The 18192-nt window shown below is 61.6% G+C and carries 10 protein-coding genes; 5 read left to right on the forward strand and 5 right to left on the reverse strand.

Annotated features, from left to right (window positions below):
- Nucleotides 1–107 precede the first annotated feature (107 nt).
- Nucleotides 108–2117: an alkyl sulfatase dimerization domain-containing protein gene (locus tag EDF58_RS22285; RefSeq protein ID WP_165921531.1), complete on the forward strand. Its 2010-nt coding sequence runs from the start codon at nucleotides 108–110 to the stop codon at nucleotides 2115–2117.
- A 464-nt stretch (nucleotides 2118–2581) separates the two neighbouring features.
- The gene (locus EDF58_RS22290; RefSeq protein WP_132269577.1) at nucleotides 2582–3214 is read left to right on the forward strand and encodes a tyrosine-type recombinase/integrase; all 633 of its coding nucleotides are present in this window, start codon (nucleotides 2582–2584) and stop codon (nucleotides 3212–3214) included.
- A gap of 350 nt (nucleotides 3215–3564) precedes the next feature.
- On the opposite strand, the gene EDF58_RS22295 is transcribed toward EDF58_RS22290, so the two are convergent.
- The 3 genes from EDF58_RS22295 to EDF58_RS22305 all read right to left on the reverse strand — a co-directional run bounded on the left by EDF58_RS22295 (nucleotide 3565) and on the right by EDF58_RS22305 (nucleotide 10138).
- Nucleotides 3565–5958 (reverse strand): carboxylesterase family protein, encoded by a 2394-nt coding sequence (locus tag EDF58_RS22295; RefSeq protein ID WP_243654444.1) that lies wholly within the window; start codon nucleotides 5956–5958, stop codon nucleotides 3565–3567.
- Nucleotides 5856–7115 (reverse strand): hypothetical protein, encoded by a 1260-nt coding sequence (locus EDF58_RS22300; protein WP_207913107.1) that lies wholly within the window; start codon nucleotides 7113–7115, stop codon nucleotides 5856–5858. Before EDF58_RS22300 ends, EDF58_RS22295 begins: the two co-directional genes overlap by 103 nt.
- A gap of 158 nt (nucleotides 7116–7273) precedes the next feature.
- Nucleotides 7274–10138 carry a TonB-dependent receptor gene (locus tag EDF58_RS22305; protein ID WP_165921532.1) on the reverse strand — a complete coding sequence of 955 codons (2865 nt, stop codon included), beginning with the start codon at nucleotides 10136–10138 and terminating at the stop codon, nucleotides 7274–7276.
- Between the two features lie 298 nt (nucleotides 10139–10436).
- Between EDF58_RS22305 and EDF58_RS22310 the strand changes: the two genes are divergently transcribed.
- Both EDF58_RS22310 and EDF58_RS22315 read left to right on the forward strand, forming a co-directional pair.
- Nucleotides 10437–11597 (forward strand): lactonase family protein, encoded by a 1161-nt coding sequence (locus tag EDF58_RS22310; RefSeq protein ID WP_132269582.1) that lies wholly within the window; start codon nucleotides 10437–10439, stop codon nucleotides 11595–11597.
- Nucleotides 11594–11962, forward strand: a complete 369-nt coding sequence (locus tag EDF58_RS22315; protein WP_132269584.1) for a glutathione S-transferase N-terminal domain-containing protein — start codon at nucleotides 11594–11596, stop codon at nucleotides 11960–11962. Before EDF58_RS22310 ends, EDF58_RS22315 begins: the two co-directional genes overlap by 4 nt.
- A gap of 36 nt (nucleotides 11963–11998) precedes the next feature.
- Here the strand turns inward: EDF58_RS22315 and EDF58_RS22320 are convergent, their stop codons facing one another.
- On the reverse strand, nucleotides 11999–14278 hold the full coding sequence (locus EDF58_RS22320; protein WP_132269585.1) for a TonB-dependent receptor: 2280 nt from the start codon (nucleotides 14276–14278) through the stop codon (nucleotides 11999–12001).
- Between the two features lie 327 nt (nucleotides 14279–14605).
- Here EDF58_RS22320 and EDF58_RS22325 point away from each other — a divergent pair, with 327 nt between their 5' ends.
- Nucleotides 14606–16477, forward strand: coding sequence for a hypothetical protein (locus tag EDF58_RS22325; RefSeq protein ID WP_243654445.1), 1872 nt, complete (start codon nucleotides 14606–14608; stop codon nucleotides 16475–16477).
- An 84-nt stretch (nucleotides 16478–16561) separates the two neighbouring features.
- On the opposite strand, the gene EDF58_RS22330 is transcribed toward EDF58_RS22325, so the two are convergent.
- Nucleotides 16562–17806: a LysR family transcriptional regulator gene (locus EDF58_RS22330; protein WP_165921533.1), complete on the reverse strand. Its 1245-nt coding sequence runs from the start codon at nucleotides 17804–17806 to the stop codon at nucleotides 16562–16564.
- Between the last annotated feature and the right edge of the window lie 386 nt (nucleotides 17807–18192).

Genomic DNA, 18192 nt, shown 5'->3' on the forward strand with positions numbered 1-18192 from the left:
CGGAGTGTGGGAGAGGCGGGCCCGATTGCACGGCGCGCCTCTCCTTACCTTGAGATCGCCGCCGTCAACCGGTCTTCCATCATTGCTTGAAAATTCGAGAGGATATCATGCATAATCGCAGTGTTTGTGCCGTTTCAACCGCCGTTCTTGCTCTGTTGGCGGTGCCTGCCCTGTCTCAGGAAGCCGCGCCCGGTGGCGCGCCCGAAGTTGGGGCTACGGTGAACGCTGGAAAGCCGGCCAGCGCCGTGACCCGTGAGCGTCTCAGCGCCTTCGCACAAACGCTACCGACGAGCGATCGCGAAGATTATGATCTGGTCCAACGCGGCTTCATTGCGACCGTGGCGGATGGCAAGCTGCGCAATCCGGATGGTCAAGTTGTCGGGGATCTGGATAGCGACGCCTTCTTCAGTCAAGCGTCGCCCGATACGGTGAACCCCAGCCTTTGGCGCAACGCGCAATTGCTGCAGAAGCATGGTCTCTTCAAAGTCGCTGAACGGATATATCAGATCCGCGGATTCAGCATCTCCAATATGACGGTGATAGTCGGCGATACGGGCTATATCGTCGTGGACCCGGGATACGACGCTGAAGCCTACACGGGGATGAAACTCGTTTACGAGCATCTCGGAAAAAAGCCGGTCACGGGCGTCATTTACACCCACAGTCACACCGATCACTATAGCGGCGTGCGTGCGGTGATATCCGATGAGGAAGTCGCGGCCCGGCACGTGCCAGTGATTGCACCGGAAGGCTTCATCAAGGAGATTCTTGGGGAAGCGGTCATCGCAGGCCCGGCGATGATCCGTCGGGCTGCCTTCCAGTTCGGCTTTGGACTTCCCGTTACGGCTACCGGCAACGTCAACCTGGGTCTCGGTCCGCAGATCAAGCCGGTCGAGGCGCAGCCGGGGCAGGTTCCTGCCACACCACGCGCTCGCCTGCCGATCATTCCCAACCACGATATCAAGCAGACCGGCGAAACGCTGACGATCGACGGATTGCGCTTTGAGTTCCAGATGGCTGCGAATACCGAGGCTCCGGCGGAGATGTTTTTCTATCTACCCGAGCTCAAAGCCTTGTGCCTGGCCGAGGATGCCAACGGTACGCTGCACAACGCCTTGCCTGCGCGCGGCGCCCTGGTGCGCGACACCAAGAGCTGGTCAAATGCACTGACAGAGGCGATCAGCCGCTACGGTGGTCGCACCGAGGTTCTGTTCACCTCGCACTTCTGGCCCCGTTGGGAACAGGAGAAGATCGTTGATTACCTGGGCAACCAGCGCGACGCTTACGAATACCTGCACGACCAGAGCGTTCGCTTGATGAACGACGGCCTCACCGGGCCCGAGATCGCGCGCACCCTCCAGTACCCCGATAGCCTTGCGGCCAAATGGTACAATCACGAATACTACGGCACGCTCAGCCACAATTCCCGGGCCGTCTACCAGCGCTACATGGGCTATTATGACGGGAATCCGGCCAACCTCGATCCCATGACGCTGACCGAAGGCGCTAACCACTATATCGATGCGCTCGGCGGCGATGCGCACGTTCTGGCACTGGCCAAAGCCGCGATCGACAAGGGCGACAATCGCTGGGCGGTCGAACTGCTCAACAAGCTGGTATTCGCGGATCCGAAAAACCGCAATGCCCAGCTCGTGCTGGCCGATCTGTACGAGCAACTTGCCTATCAGGCGGAGAGTGCAACCTGGCGCAACGGCTATCTCGAGGCCGCAGTCGAACTGCGACGCGGTCCGCTTGAGCCGAAACGGGCCTCGCCTTTCGCCGGGCTACAGGGTCTGCCGACCGATCTGTTGCTGGATACCATCGCGGTGCGACTGGTGCCCGAGCGGGCAAAAGGCGTGAAGCTTGCCTTCACCATCGTCGACCCGGCGACTGGAAAACGACAGATCGTGCAAGTGCGCAACTCGGTGCTTATCCATGAAGAGGCCGACGCGCCGCTTGGCGGCGCGCCGATTTTGAAGCTTTCAGCCGCTCAGTTCTTTGCGGAATTGACAGGTGATGGTCATTCCATCCTTGGGTCAGACGATTACGCCTTGGTGCGGCGCTTCGCCGGCCTGTTTGACGGGCCTTTGGGCAACTTCCCAATTGTTACGCCGTGAGTATTGGAGCGATCTCCAGGTTGTTCGACTACGATGATCCGAATGGGGCGGATAAGGACTTTATCCGCCAACGCTCATCTTCGCACTGAACCGAAACATGCTCATGATGGAGTTGTGATAAGTTCGCTCCAAGGAGGGCTTGATGACGCTATTACTCACTGTTGAGAAGAGTTACCCGATCAAAATATTATAAAACTGCCCGCTTCTTGGCTGTCTACCGCTATGATCGCGAACGGCTCGCTAGCCAAGACTCGTGATTCGCGTTCAGACTGACGAACGACGGTTTGGGCTCACGCCGGGTTGTTCAGGTTCATCCATAACTGGGAGAACCAACGGCAGCTATCAGGGATCCGAGATCACGTGCTCTACTACCGCTCTGTCGGCGGAATAAGTGCTTTTGGCCCGCGAGCCATGCTTCAATGGAGTATACTCCGACTGGCAGTTGATGCCAATGGAGAAGCGCCATGGGACATTCAGACTTAGATCCTGCCGTTCATGAGCGGCGTCCTTGGAACGCAGGCCAGAATGTGGGGCCAAAACGTCCGCTGAAGTTACGCGACATCTGGGCTATCCGGTTTTACCTCGACGAAAATAGGCGACTGCGCGACCGAGCGCTGTTGGACCTTGCCACTGACAGCAAGCTACGCGGCTGTGATCTCGTGAAAATCCAGATTGGTGATATTGTTAGTCGAGGGAGCATTCGTAGCCGCCCGACGGTTATCCAACAGAAGACCGGAATGCCCGTCCAGTTCGAGATCATGACGGAAGCGCGAAAGAGCCTGACGGCTTGGCTGGACAGACGCGGTTGGAACGTAGACAACTTTGTTTTCCCGAGCCGTGTCGATTATCTCGGTCACATGAGCACGCGGCAGTACGCGCGCCTCATCGACGAATGGGTTACGACGGTCGGCTTGGACAAGCGGGAATACGGCACGCACTCGATGCGGCGCACAAAAGTCTCGCTCATTTACAAGGCGACCGGTAACCTGCGAGCGGTGCAGATTTTACTCGGCCACTCGAACATCGAGAATACCGTGCGTTACCTCGGCGTGGATATCGACGATGCGCTGACTTTATCGGAGCGTACCGAAATCTGAGCAGAATACCGGCTCCGCGACTATTTCAAGGGGCCGGCATGCCGACATTGACAGTCGGCAGGCAACGGCAATGCGTCATGGGACGTTTGGAGGGCGGCTATAACGGCGAATTCACTCACAATTACAGGCTTTCCCACGATTATCGCAAGCGCCTTTGGGCTATCCGGTGAGGCCGCGCCAGTCTTACCCTGATGGAGGCCATTGATCTGCGCCCGGTAAACTTTTCTTCATTGTCATCGACGATTCCTAAACCACCCACGGTGGGCCATGACCAGATAGCGGGACGATCAAATATCAAATAGTCGAATTATAGCCCGAACCAGACTGCCGCTTCCAATTCGTCGGCCAGCTTACCAAGGCGTCTGGGTCGCATAGAACCGTTTCCAGAAGTCGATCTTTTCTAAAGACGCCAAAGGCATTGGGGCGAAATGATCTCCCAACTCCATGACCTGTGGCAGCTGGGCGCTCCAGGCCGGCCATTGTGGGAGCCCGGGACCGTTGGGATTTCCAGTCTTCACAATGTTAGCCCAATAGGATGACATCGTGTCCGCGATCTGGCGGTCTTCGCGCGTCCACGGGAGGTCGACCGCATCCAGACTGTTGAAGGCATAGGGGATCTCAGAGCCATGGAAGGCGCCGCGCGTATCGTGGGTCGGTCCGGGTTGGGCGTGGGTCCAGAAATAAGTGTGGAGGGGCAGAGAATTGGTCTGGCGCCACAAGGTGCCCCAAAGCCAGGTCGAGATCCGCGAATTATCCCTTGCCGAAGCATTATTCTGCAGCGCCGCCTCCGCATCCGTGGAGGCTGGATAGAGCTTGAGGAAATCATCGGCGAGGGGGCCGAACTTGCGACGCACCGCAGCCTGGAACTGAGCGACCGTGACGCTAGTCTGGGGCATCCCAGCGCGAGGCGGGGTCGTGCGGGCGCGCAGCACGGCGAAGGCGGTTTCGGGGACCGCGCCGGTCTCGTCCTTATTGTTGCCCGCCACGTAGGCAACCTTGTTCTGGCTGCCTGATTGATACGTATCCCAATAGGACTTTGGGATCACCCAACCGTCGACCACCGGCCGGAAAAGCGGTGGTTTGCCGTCGCTGCCGGTCTCCACGTCGGGATCGATCGCGGAACTGCCCTCGATCAGTTGCTGCCAGGGCATTTGGCGCAGCGCTGCAAGGGTGCTTGCACCGTGCTGGGCAGCGTACTGCGTGCCGGACTTTTCTGCCGAGGCAAGCGAGCGCCAGGAAACCGACAGATAGCGTAGCTCGGTGTCGCGGGGGTAGCGGGCATGGCTTTCGGCTATCCCGGCGCGGAAAAGGCCTTTCGCGAGGGGTGACATTGAGAGGAAACCGACCGATCCCGCCCCTGCGGACTGCCCCCCAATCGTCACTTTCGCAGGATCGCCGCCGAAAGCGGCTATGTTGCGTTGCACCCACTGGAGCGCGGCGATGTCGTCCAGCAATCCGTAGTTGCCCGAGGCGCCATGCCCGGATTCCCGGCTGAGTTCCGGCGTCGAAAGGAAGCCGAGAACCCCGACACGGTAGTTGAGGGTGACGACCACGATGCCCTTCTTCGCCAGCCCTTCGCCGTCGAATTCAGGACTTGCTCCAGTACCGCCGATGAAGCCGCCACCATAGATCCAGACGTAGACCGGCCGCTTTTCACCGCTGCTCGGCGCGGCCGCCGTCCAGACGTTGAGCGTAAGGCAGTCCTCGCTCTGTGCCATGCCCCGCGCCATGTCTCCGCCGGGCTGCGGGCAGGCTGGCCCAAAGGCATCGGCTTTGCGTACGCCTTGCCAGGCTAGGGGCGCAGCAGGCGCACGCCAGCGCAGCGGCCCGACCGGGGGGGCGGCATAGGGAATGCCCTTGTAGACAGAAATCGAGGGATCGCGGCCAGGAATACCGCTGATAAGGCCGGTCTCGACCCGGATCGGCTTCCCCGTGGTCTGAGCCGCTGCCATCGCCGGTTTCGCGGCGTAGCCCACGAGATCACCCGAGGCCAGCACATGCCCTGTCATCGCTGCCTTGAGCGCCGAGAAGCTCTGGCCGTCCCCATGGGCAAGGACGATGTCGAGCGCGAACACTTGCGTGTGATAGGCGTGACGGTTGGCGTCGTGAGTATGGGGGCCGGCATAAGCGGCGGCGGGGCCGTGGACATTGGGCCCGTAAACCGCGCCGGCAGGTGCCTGCGTCATGCCCTCGGAAAGCGTCGTGGTTCCAGCAGGGAGGTTGTAGAGCACGAGGTGAATACTGGTTACGGCCCGGCCCGGATCGCTTTCTGCAGGCATGCCCTGCATGACCACGACATATGAGCGCGTACCCTGGGGGCCTTTCGACCATGAAAGGCCGGGAAAGCGGTTTTCGCCATATTGCGTGCTGATCAAGGGCATGTTCGCATCGGCTGGAAATGCCGGACTGGTCACTTTCAAGGCTGCGCCGACCCGGGCGGGGACCGCTGCGATCAGAAGCTGCGGGTCGTGGCCGATGGTCGATGCAGCATCTGGTGAAAGCCGCGTGGAAGCGTCCTGAGACCACGCCACGCCGGAAACCGCCAGAGCAAAACCTCCCGCTGCCAGAACAGTGCAATGCGCTAGGGCACGACCGGTTTTCATGGTCATCTTCATATTCCCGTTCTTCCGTGGCTGGAACCTCAATGCACCGCTGCGAAGCGGCCGGGCTTGCTCAACCAGCTGTCGATATGATCGTAAGTCGTCTTTTCGGTATCGCCGAACTCGCCGGGTCTGCGCTCGCATTCCTTGCAGGTGTCATACATGTGCGTCGCACCTTCCACGAAGGCGATCGACTTGTCCGGGCTATGCGAGAGCTGGTAGAGCGTCTCGCTGGCAAGGTATTCCCAGTGCCCGGTCATGCCCATCACCAGCAGGGGCACCTTGATACCCTGCACGTTGCCCGGCGGGCTGGCATAGGTGGAAGTCCAGTCCACACCGTGCACGCCTGTCTCGTCGTAGCCGAAGCCGGGTCCAGTTCGAATTGCATAGGAATTGAGGTAGTTGCGCAAGGTCGTCTTCAAGGCGCCTTGCATGAGCGAAGGAGTCTGGCTGCGGGTGTTCTGGGGCACGCGCACGGTATGGACGATCTCGGTCGTCTCGCGGCCGCCGGCATGAAGCAGGGGCCAGGCCTTGCGGGTATGCGCCATGAGCGCGACATCCTGCGAGAACAGCTTGTTGTTGCTGCCGAGCAGGATTGCGCCAGGCACGACGAAGGGGGCGTCATCCTCGTAGGGCCCCTTGCCAGCGGCGACGGCGGCCAGCCGGCCTTCGGCTTCCGATAGCAGGGCAATGTTTCGAGCACCCTCGGCCTGGAGAAACCGCCGCGTGAAGACGGGACCATACGCAGAGCCGGTCGGCCGGAAGCCGTTGGCGGGCGCGTACATGTCGAGCCGAGTATCGGTGGCCATCCCCCCATCTTCGCCGCGCACGGCAGGGTCGATGCTGAACAGCGTCATCGCTGCCAGCCCCCAGTTGGAATCGATCAGCATGAGCCCGTCCGCTGGAGGAAGGTCCGCCAGGGCATCCGGGCACTTCCAGATCTTCTCTTTCGATCGGCAGGCGTTCGTGCCACCTTCCGCGATGAACTGGTAAGCGCTCATCACCGTGCCGCCTCCGCTGTGGCCCAACAGCACGACATGCTTCACGCCGGGTACGGTGCGCAGCCAGGCGATACCTGCCTTTGCTTCCAGCAGGACCTGATCGAGCATCCCGTCGTTGGAAATGCCGGACTTGCTCGTACTGTTATTGGCGCAAAGCACGCGGTACCCGCGCCGGGAGAGTTGGGTGCAGGCCGAAAAGCTCAGGTAGTCAGCGGAAGAGTGCATCACGAACACCGCCGTTTCGGCCTTGGGGCCGATATTGGCAGGCTCGTAGAGCACGGCCGGCACACCGCGTGCCAAGTGTACGAAAGCGGTGCGGGGCGCGGCTGTCTCCGGGCCCTCGGCACGTGCAGCGGTACCCTGCTGGCACGCCAGCAGGATGAGTGCCCCGCCGAGGGCCGCCTTTATGTTCGAGATAGCGCGAATGATCGCCTCCTGTTCGCCTGCGCGGGCAGGTCTTAACCCTTGACCTTGAACCCGATCACGAACGCTCTGCCGGTGGGGTCGTCGGAGAATTCGTAGGACTGTCCCGCCGAAGTGGTTCCGCTGTAGTAGCCGCTGAGCGGTGGTTTGGCATCGAAGAGGTTGGAGACGCTGAAGTACAATGAGCTGTCGGCGATCTTCCAGGCGGAGCCGGTGTCGAAAGTCAGCGTCAGGTTGGTCGTGGCATAGCTCTTGACGTAAGGGTCCGTGAACACCTGCGTGGCCACGCCGCTGCGGCGGAACTTGTTGCGATAGTGCTCGAAAAGGTCGAGTTTCACGCCGTCCGTCACCTGATAGCTGAGGAAGCCGGCCAGTTGCACGCTTGGGCTTGGCATAAGTCCGTTCTGGCCCCAGCCCGCGCCGCCCTGATCGATCGTGGCAACCCCCAGCTGCTCATAATAGATGTGCGGCTGATAGTTCACCAGGAGTCGCAGGCCGAGCGACCGGCCGGCCAGCGACGTGTTGTAGTCCAGTTCTCCGTCGATACCCCAAGTGCGGACTTTGGCGATATTCTGCGGCTGGATATAGAAGGCGGTTACGTTGCCCGCTGCGTCACGCTGGATCAGCGAGCAATAAGGCGAGGTTCCATTGCTGGAGTAGCAGGCGTTCTGGATCGCGGCGTTGAAGCCCTGAACAGTGGTGATCGCGTCGTCGACGACTGTGTGATAGTAATCGACCGTAAGGGTAAGGCCCGGCACGAAATGGGGCTTGTAGACGCCGCCGAACGTATAGGTATGCCCTACTTCGGACTTCAGAGCGGTGTTGCCGTTGTTGATGGACGGCACGTAGACGGTCGCCCCGGTGGACGTGTCCACGAAGGACCCGGTGACCACCGTTTCCGGCTGGAACAGGTCGTAGAGCGTGGGCGCGCGGATGTCTCGGGAGAGTGTGCCGCGGAACTTCAGGTCATCGTTCACTTCCCACACGCCGCCGAGCTTCCACGTCGTGTAGTGGCCGCTCGTGCTGTAGTCGGTATAACGGGCAGCGCCGTTCAGCGCGAGCGACTTGGCGAAGGCGACGTCCTGCAACAGTGGGAATTCCACCTCGATCGCGGCTTCCTTCACGCTTTGCGAGACGGTGTCGCTGTTCGGGAAGGTCGTGGGATAAAGCGTCGTGGTAGAGGTGCAATTGTAGCGCAGACCCGTGCAGTCGGCATAGTCGGTGGGTGAAGTGGTGCTGGCGGCGTCGAACGAGATCCTGCGCCATTCTCCCGAAAGTGCGACGTTAACCGGGCCCGCCCAGTTGTCGAACACCGGGCCGCTAATCGAGGCGTCGGCCGCATCCATCTTCGTGTGCGTGAGGAAGCCCACGCTGCCCAGCACATAGTCCAGCGCGGCGTCACTGCTGGCGGTCGGGCCGAACAGGCTGAGCGGCACGCAGCCGCCATAAGCAGACGGATTGGTCAGGCTGGCCTGACAGACGATCTGGCCGGTCGCCGGATCGGTGACGGCATCGAGCGCGGCGGCAAGGCGCTGGGCATTGGGCAGGTTGCTGATCGTGGTCTTCAGGCGCGAGGTGCCATGGGTGTAAGTGCCGTTCCAGTCGAAGGCGCCCAGTTTGCCTTCAATCCCGGCATTCAGGTAAATTTGCCGGGTCTTGGACATAGCCTGGATACGCGGCGCCCCGTTCCAGATCTCGTTCATCGTGAAAGTCGACTGGCCTGCCGCCGCGAAGGCATCCTGATAGTCTTGCGCAAGGTAGGCGTTGGTGGCGCTGAAGGTCAGGCCCTGAAGCTGATTCCATCCGGTGTAGGAGGTATTCTTCTTCAGGTTCGCCGCGCCCTGGACATAGACATGAACATCGTCGGTCAGATCATAGTCGAAGCGGCCGAAAATCTGGGTGCCCTGGAAGGGGGAGATCATCGAACTGTTCTGGTAGGCGCCGTCGCCGCCGATCTGGCAGCAGGACGACCCTGTCGCAGTACCCCTGTCGAACGCGCCGATTACGCCGTCGGACGCGAACTGCTGGCCGGAAAATGCGCCCTTGGACGTGATGTAGCCGCCGAAGGCATAGTTACTCAGGCGGACATTCGTGGCGAGCGTATAGGGATTGGCGGCCGTCCCAGCGCCCTGCAATGCAGCCAGATTGTCCCAGTTTCGCGCCGTGGCGCGGTTCAGGATGCCGTCATTCTCGCGGTGCTGGACGCTTGCCTCGAAATGCCCGCGGGAACCGACGTCGAAGCCCAGGGCGCCGCCAAAATCCCGGTTGGCGGCGTCGCCGCGCTGCGAGATACCCGCTTCGGCATGGGCCTGGAATCCGTTGAATTTGCGGTTAAGCACATAGTTCACGACGCCCGAGACCGCGTCCGACCCGTAGACGGCCGAAACACCGCCGGTTACCACATCCACGCGTTGGATCAGTTCCTGAGGGATAAGGTCGACATCGACGGTGGAGTTGTAGAGCGTAGGCGGAATGCGATGGCCGTCGAACAGCACGAGCGTGCGATAGGCGCCAAGGTTGCGCAAGTTGAGGACGTTGGCCGCGCCGTTACCGCCTTGCACACCCGTGGCATTGGAACCTGGGTTACTGAAGGAATTGCGGGAGCCGGAGAAGACCGGGAGGTTGTTCAGCGCATCCGAAATCGAGCCTGAAGGCGCAGCCGCCATAAGCGCGTCAGTGGTTACCGTGGTCAGCGGCGTGGGGCTGGCCGAACCGTTGCGTAATACGCGTGAACCGGTGACGATGATGTCGGCAGCGGAGGGAGCGGCCGGTTCCGACGCGGGTTCGACTTCTGCGGAAATGCCTTCCGAAGCGGCGCCCGATTGTGCGAGAGCAGGCATTGCCAGGCCCAGGGTGCTCACGCCTACCAGCAGGCCGCACGTCAGGATTCTGGTGTTCATCATATTCCTTCCCGATATCGTTCGCGGCGCGCGCCCTTGCAGCGCGTCGTTCCGTCCCGAACGTTCGAGACGCTGATCGCATGGTCCAGGATGTCTGCGGATATCAGTTTTGGTCGGCGCCGAATAAGATCAGCATTATAGAATTGTAACTCTGGCTTGTTAAATCGGCCGCAGGCCTTTCGTCAGGCGCTATGAATCGAGCGCCCTCCGATAGGTTTCGGGAGTACGATCCTGTCCACGGTTCCGGTGGTGGTTTACCTTTGGCGATTCAAACAGTTTGCATTCGGAGAGAGGCGCCATGAAACCAAAGTCTTTGTTGGTCCCTGGAATTGCAGGGCTATTGCTCTCCGGCTGTCAGTTGGAGTCGGGGCCGGTCGCGCAGACTTTGGCTTATGTCGGCACCCAGGCGAGCGGGCCGGGCGAGGGGGTGGTCGCGATCCGGCTCGATGCCGCGAACGGGTCCCTCAAGTCGCTCGGCGTGATGGCGCAAGTCGACAAGCCGACCTGGGTCCTGGCCGATCCGGCGCATCGGCGCATGTTCGCGGTGAGCGAGGTGGGCAACGACGGCAAAAGCGACGGCGCCGTCTTCGCTTTCTCCTACGACCAGGAAACGGGCATGTTGCGAGCGAACGGACAAGGCGCATCGGGCGGCGGGGGACCGACGCACCTGGCCCTGAGTGCTGCGGGTGAAACCCTGTTCGTGGCCAATTACGGCACTGGGCAAGTCGCGGCGATCTCCGTCGGCAACGACGGGAGGCTGGCCACAGCACCGACAAGCATCGCCGCACATAGCGGCACCGGGCCGAACCGCCGGCAGAAAGGTCCGCATGCGCACGGCGTGACGCTGGATCCTTCCGGGCGCTATCTTCTGTCCCCTGATCTCGGTGCTGACAGGGTTTTCGTCTATCGGGTCCAGCCTGGACCACGCCAGCTGGAGCCTGCCGATGCCCCCTTCGTCCAACTCCCGGCGGGATCGGGACCTCGGCATATTGTCTTCGCGCCGGATGGACGCCTCGCGTTCCTCATGGCCGAGATAACGGGCATGATCTTCAGTTATGGCTGGGAGCCGGGTAAGGGCAAACTGACGGAACTGTCGCGAAAGCCCCTCGATAATGCCGGTTACAGCGGCCCGCCCAGCGGCTCCGAACTGGCGGTTTCCCGCGACGGGCGCTTCCTCTACGCCGGCAACCGTGCGGCGGATCGCATCCAGGTCTATGCGATAGCGCGTAGCGGTGCGCTCGCCCTGGTGCAGAGTATCGATTGCGGCGGGAAAGTGCCTTGGGGGTTCGCACTTAGCGGCAGCGGCAAATGGCTGGTGGTGGCCAATCAGGGATCGGGGAACCTGGCGAGTTTCGCGGTGAACAGGTCCAGTGGTCGTCTGAAGGCAACCGGCAATCGACTGGAGCTTGGCAAACCGACCTCGGTGTCGTTTACGGACCGTTGTAAGGACCTGCCATGATCGAAGCATTCCGACCTGTCCTCTATCTCAAGTCCACTTGTCCCCACTGCCTCAAGCTGCGGATATTCCTGTTGGAAGCCGGCTTGCTGGAGCGGTTCGATCAGCGCATCTTCACCCAGGGAGACGATGCGGAAGCTGCGATCCGCGCTGACCTCGCGGCTCATTTCGACAAGGTCACTTTTCCGGCCGTCCAATATGAGCCGGGACGCTTCATGAAGGATTCCGACGCTATCATCGCCCATTACGCGGCGGTGGCAGGGGTGGACGTCGAAGGGCTGCCGATCTTCGCCGCCTATGCACAAGGCGTGCTGCCGAAATACATGGAAACCCGCCGGGAATTGACTGCGCTGAAGCAGGATGCCTGACGTGAGGGGGGACCGTGCCGGTCCCCCCTCCGTTCCTCAAAACTCGAAGCCTGCCGTTACCCCGTAAGTGCGCGGTGCTGCATAAGTGCCGTTGTCGCCGCTGTTGGTGGCTCCGATTTGGCTCCAGTAGAACGTATCGGTCAGGTTCTTGCCCCAGAGGCGCACGAAGAGATTTTCGCTTGCGGGTCGCCATGTCAGCGAGGCATCCAGCGTCTCGTACGACTTCTGCTTTACGCGCTCATCCGGCGAACCGACGAAGCCGGAGTTGTGGTAGAAATTGCCGGCAAGGGTGAATTTGCCGATACCGGTCCGCAAGTCGTAGGCACCGCCCACTGAGGCGGTGAAAGTGGGCGTGTTTTGAAGGCGGTTGCCCGAGGCGTCCCCGATCAGCAGGCAATTGCCGCCCAACTGGGCGTATGGGCTGCCATTGGTGCCAAGGCAGGTCTGGCCCACCGGGATCGTGAAGCCGGTCGGCAGCGGATAAGGCGTGGTGATCACGGCCGTATCGAAGTCTGTATAGCGGGCATGAGTCCAGTTGAAGCCACCGAACAGGCGGAAATCGTTGGTCACTCGCCACGTAAGGTCGGCATCGATGCCGTAGATATGCGCGCCGTCGGCATTGTAGACGGTTTGTGCGCCCGAGATTACCTGCATCACCTGGATGTTCTTTTCGTCATAGAAATAGCCGGACACGTTGAAGCGCACGCGGCGGCCGAACAAGTCGGATTTCAGGCCCAACTCGTATGCGTCGACGATTTCCGGCTGGAGCAGGACGATAGGATCGGATTGGGTGATGAAAGTGCCCGATCGGAAGCCGCGGTTATAGCTGGCATAGGCAAGCAGTTCGGGCGAAAAGCGGTGGTCGAGCGAGAGACGCCAGGTGACTTTGCTGAACGTCTTGCCTTCGTTGACCGTGTCGCTGGTTGTCGTCAGTCCGGCCGGAGGCACATTGCCGTTGAGCGACACGTCGTAGGCCGAGAGGTTGCGCTTGTCGCTGGTGTAGCGGATGCCGGCGATAAGGTGCGTGCTCTCGCCGAAGCTGTAGGTTCCTTCCGCGAAGCCGGCATAGCTGTCCAGCTTGATCGAATTGTAATCGTCGACATAGCCGTTGTTGCCGAAAGTGAAGAGGCCGGTGGTGCGCGATCCATCGTTACCGGCGTTACCATGCATGTAGAAGCCGCCCAGCACCCATTTGAACGGGCCGTCACCTTCGGAAACGAGGTTGATTTCTTGGGTGAACTGTTTGTCGTAGAGATGGTTGTCTACGACGATGCGCTTCACGGTCGTGCCGTCTGGATCGAAGTTGTAATTGAATTCGGAATGGCGGTAGGCGGTAATGCTCTTGAACGAAACGCCGCCAAGGTCCTGCTCGACAGTCAGGCTGGTGCCCCAGGCCCGTGTTGTCATGTTGGGATCGACGTCCGCCAGGATGTCGCGATGTGGATCGCCGCCGAGTGCCTCGATCTGCGCCGGCATATTCTGGCCAAGGGCATTGGTGGTGAAGTTGCGGAAGGCCGGCGCTGCGGCATTGCGACCGTTGAAGTCGCCGGAGAGCGTTACTTTGGTGAGTTCGCTGGGCTTCCAGAGCAGCTTGGCGCGCCCAGCCCACGACCTGCTGGTCTGGATGTCGTTGCCCGTGAATAGGTTTTTGCCGTAGCCGTCCTGCTGGTTGTCGTATTGACCCGAGAGACTGATCGCGACGGTATCGGTCAGCCCACCCGAGACATAAGCAGCCGAATGGACCGTATCGTAGTTGCCGTAGCCAATCTCCGCCTTGCCGTTCCAGTCGAAATCGGGGCCGAGAGTCGACATCTGGATCAGGCCGCCGGTGGCGTTCCGCCCGAACAAGGTGCCCTGCGGGCCCTTGAGCACTGTCACCTGGTCGGTGTCGAAGAAGTTCTGGAGGATACCGAACGAAGCGCCGTAATAGACGCCGTCGACATAGACCGCGACCGGGTTCTCGATGCCCGGTCCCTGGCCGGTGGCGCCGATGCCGCGGATGCGGGGAAGTCCGATGCCGCCCGTGCCCGTCGTGATATTGAGGGCTGGCACGGCCGCCTTGAGATCCAGAGTGCTGGTCACGCCGGCACTCTTCAGCTGCTCGCCGCCGAGTGCGGTAATGGCGATCGGCACGTCTTGTGCGGATTCGTCGCGCTTCTGGGCCGTGACGATGATCTCCTCCACGCCGCCCGCATCGGCGGACTGCTGCCCCGCCGACTGCGCTGCGACAGTGTGCGGCGCGCAGGCGGCGAAAGCGGCGCCCGATAGAAGCGCTTGGCGCAGCGAAACGAATAGCGATCTCGAGATATGCTTCACGGTTTTCCTCCCAGGTTCCGACCCTTATTGGATCGGACAATTTCCCCCCCGATCAATCGCCGCCCTGCCTCATGATGCCGAGAACCGGCGTGCCGGTCTGACCGGCGCACAGGGCGCAATTGCGGTATGGCCTCGATGTAGTCCGGGAAGCGGAGCCTGCGGATATAGGCACTCGACCGGCGCCGATAATTTCGGCGACGGCGCTGATGCAATGAACCGAAGGGTCGCCTAACACGAGTGTCTGCACAGGAAACGGCTTTGCAAGGGGCCGTACCGGGAAAGCAACTTGTCCAAAAACGCGAACCGGGTTGGCGGGGAGAGAGTGAAGTGAAGCGTAGAGATTTCCTGGCGGTCGTCCCCGCATCCGTCCTCATCAGTCAGATCGGGATCGCCAAGCCGGTTCCGGCAAAAAAGGGCGTGATGATGATGAACCGCATCGCCCCTTCGGTTTCGGAGCTTTACGTCGCCGCCACAGACGGTAGCGGAGAACGCAAGGTGTTGGCCGAGAGCGCCTACGACTACAACGTCGCGCTGTCGCGCAACGGCGCCCGCATGGTGTTCACCTCGGAGCGACTGGGCGATGGCAACTCCAGCCTGTTCACGGCGAGCGGGGACGGCACCGGCGTCAGGGCGATTGCCGGAGGACCGAGCGTGGACGATGCCGCCGCCCTGTCGCCGGATGGCAAGTGGCTGGCCTTTGTTTCGACACGCAACGGCTACAGGGCGAATATCTGGCTGATGAACATCGATACCGGCAAGCTGAAGCAGCTGACCGGTATCGGCGAAGTGAAGGGTGCGGCCGATAGTCCCGACACCTACTTCCGACCCGCCTGGTCACCCGATGGCAAGTGGATCGCCTTCTCGTCGGATCAGAACACCAGTTGGCGCGGGCATGATGAGGGGCACGGTTGGGAACATACCCAGGAACTGGCCATTTATCGGATCCGTCCGGACGGGACCGGCTTTGCGAAAGTTTCCGCGCGCAAGGAGTGGTGCCAGGGATCGCCCACCTGGTCGCCCGACGGCAAGCGCATCGCCTTCTACGAACTCTCCACCGAGGCGACTTGGGGCGCGCGCCGTCCCGAATGGATCGGCCGCGTGACCTCGCAGATCGTCTCGGTCGACGTCGAGACGGGCGACAGAATCGAGCACACCGATTCACCGGGGCTGAAGGTCTCGCCGCACTGGATCGACGCCGACGAGATCGGCTATGTCGTGAAGGGCGGCCCGGACGAGGGCATCGCCTATACTTCCGGTCGGCTCGGCTTCAAGAGACAGGGCCTGCGGGCGCCGTTCTGGACGGCGGACGGCAAATCGGTGATCTACGAGGTGCAGGCGTTCCGCCCGGTGCGCAAGCTCGACAAGCCTCTGTTCAGTTGGGACCCGGCCTACGACTACCGTTTCATGGACGTTTTCCCGATCCTCTCGCGTCAGGGCATCATGGCCTTCACCGAGAAGCAGACTGGCTCTTCCTCCATCGTCACTTGCCGCCCGAACGGAACCGAACGGCGCGTGGTGTTCGACAATACAAAATCCGGGCTCGATCCGGAGATGGTCAGGAAGGGGCTGGCCGGGGCGTTCCAGCCCTGCTGGTCGCCCGATGGCGAATGGCTCGCGTTCGGCGTCGGCACCTGGTTCGGCGAGCGGTCTCACTCGAAGGCCGTGGTGGTGCGGGTGCGCAAGGACGGCACGGGACTGGAAACTCTGACCGACGGCAGCGTTCATTCGGGCTTCCCCAGCTTCTCGGCAGATGGCAAGGAACTCGTCTTCCGGGTTTGGGGCCAGGACGGAGAGCGTGGCCTCCGTATCCTGAACCTGGAAACGCAGCAGGTCCGGGTCCTCACGCGCGAGCTGGACAACCTGCCGGGCTGGTCGCCCGACGGCGAACGCATTGTTTTCACACGCAAGGTCGACGGCACGACGTTCCAGGTCGCCACTATCCGGCCGGATGGCAGCGACTACAAGGAACTAACCACTGGCAAGCAGAGCGATGGTCACGCCGTCTGGGCGCCGGATGGCCGCGTCATGTGGTCGGGGTCCGAGCACGGGTTCCGCGACGAGGCGGCACTCTACGACAACACCTTCCAGCAATATGGTCAGATCTACGTGATGGATGCCGATGGCCGCAACAAGCGCCTGCTGACCGACAGCAAATGGGAGGATTCGATGCCGCTCTATATCGACAAATCCTTGCTCTGACCCGCTCTCTCCCCTGACGGGACAACCTTCGGGGAAGATGCCGCCTCGGCATCCTCCCCGTTTTTCGTCAAGCAAGGGTCTGGTTCAGCCAGCTTGTCGAAGCAGCGGCGGCGGCGCGCAGACGTGCGTGCGGATCACCTCGATGAAGGCGGATTGCACCGGTGTCGGCATCCACTCCGCGCGCGTCGTGATGCCGATGGCGGGGACCGGCTCAATCGGTCCGCAGTGCAGAGTTCGCAGGCCTTCCTCGAAGCTGATCTCGTAGGAGGTCATCAGCGTCAGGCGATCACTCCCTTTGAGCAGGTGGCGGATGACGGGCAGGGCGCAAGTGGCAACGTGGGTCTGCGGTCCTTTGGTACCCTCGAAAATCCGGTCGAAGCAGGCACGGCGGCTGGAGCCTGCCGTGCCGGTGATCCAGTCGTAGGCCATGAGCTCCTCCACCGTGACCTTGCCCGCGCGGGTGAGCGGATGGCCTTGCCTGGCGACGACGGCATAAGGCGTTTCGATCAGCGGCTCGCAAACAAGTTCGGGCGGGGTTTCCGCCGGCAGCAGGCCGACAACGAAGTCCACTTCGCCGCCGCGCAGGCACTTGGTCATCTCCACCGCGCTTTCGTTCATGATGCGGATGTCGGCGCTGGGGTGGCGTTCGAGGAAGCGATCGAGCACCGAGGCCAACAGCACGCTGCCACCAAAGGGCATGGCGCCGATCACCACCGGCGTCGCGGTGCCGTCCAGCGCGGAGTCGATCTCCCGCACGCCCCATTCGATCTCTTGCAGCGCCAGCTTGACCATCAGGCCCAGCTTCATGCCTTGCGGGCTGACGAGCATGCCTGCTGCCGTGCGGTAGAACAGAGAGACCCGCAAGTTGCCCTGCAAGTCCCGCGCGGCGCGCTGGAGCGATGCGGCGGAAATGTCGAAGCACTCGCTCGCCTGCTCGAAAGAGCCGTGCTCCATCACGCCCACCAAAGTGCGCAGTTGCGAGCGGGTGAGGCGGTTGACGATGGCGCGGGCGCCGTCGGCATTCACGGCGGCGCCGATCTCGATCACGGCGCGCTCGGTCTGTTCGAAGAAACGCTTCACGCGGGCATGAAACACCATGCCGAATTCGTTGAGGTAGCTGCCGCTGGCGCGCCGGTCGACCAGCGTGGCGCCAAGCTGCGCTTCCATCTTGGCAAGGGCTTGGGTGACGGCAGGCTGCGACAGGCTGCATGCTTCCGATGCGCGGCGCACGGACTTGAGATCGCCGATGGCCTCGAACAGGCGAAGCTGGCGAAAGCTCAGGCTCTGGGCGCGTTCGTGGCCCGAGGTCTTGTGACTCGTTTGCGTCATGTTTTGATCCTCTCTCCACTGCGGACCTAGCGCGAAATTTATCAGGGCTGCAATGAGTGCAGCTATCACCCCGGCCTTCGCGGTTGCGACAGAAGAGGAGGGGTGGCTCACGTCCGAACGCCGGATATACTGACGAGAAATGTTGCAAAACAGCCTCTTGCGTTGCGGATCATTTGGATGATGGCGGAGTCCGCACCGCATCATCCTGCGACAGTCCTGTCAGCGAACCTATTACGCCCGGCGCTGGATTTATATGCCGGGCGGCGCAAATTCTATCACAAGGCCCCGGTGCCAAGAGGTTAGCCTCTATAAATTGTGTGCTCGCGCCGACCGGTTCGGGATGGGGCCGCGTTGACTTGGAACCGGGCTGGGCGCTTTTCGGGGGG

It is taken from the genome of Novosphingobium sp. PhB57, assembly GCF_004342985.1.
Lineage (GTDB): Bacteria > Pseudomonadota > Alphaproteobacteria > Sphingomonadales > Sphingomonadaceae > Novosphingobium.

Excerpts from the sequence above, each read along its gene's own strand:
- EDF58_RS22285 (WP_165921531.1), top strand. The coding sequence starts at position 108 with ATGCATAATCGCAGTGTTTGTGCCGTTTCAACCGCCGTTCTTGCTCTG.
- EDF58_RS22290 (WP_132269577.1), top strand. The coding sequence starts at position 2,582 with ATGGGACATTCAGACTTAGATCCTGCCGTTCATGAGCGGCGTCCTTGG.
- EDF58_RS22295 (WP_243654444.1), bottom strand. The coding sequence starts at position 5,958 with ATGCGAGCGCAGACCCGGCGAGTTCGGCGATACCGAAAAGACGACTTA.
- EDF58_RS22305 (WP_165921532.1), bottom strand. The coding sequence starts at position 10,138 with ATGAACACCAGAATCCTGACGTGCGGCCTGCTGGTAGGCGTGAGCACC.
- EDF58_RS22310 (WP_132269582.1), top strand. The coding sequence starts at position 10,437 with ATGAAACCAAAGTCTTTGTTGGTCCCTGGAATTGCAGGGCTATTGCTC.
- EDF58_RS22315 (WP_132269584.1), top strand. The coding sequence starts at position 11,594 with ATGATCGAAGCATTCCGACCTGTCCTCTATCTCAAGTCCACTTGTCCC.
- EDF58_RS22330 (WP_165921533.1), bottom strand. The coding sequence starts at position 17,806 with ATGACGCAAACGAGTCACAAGACCTCGGGCCACGAACGCGCCCAGAGC.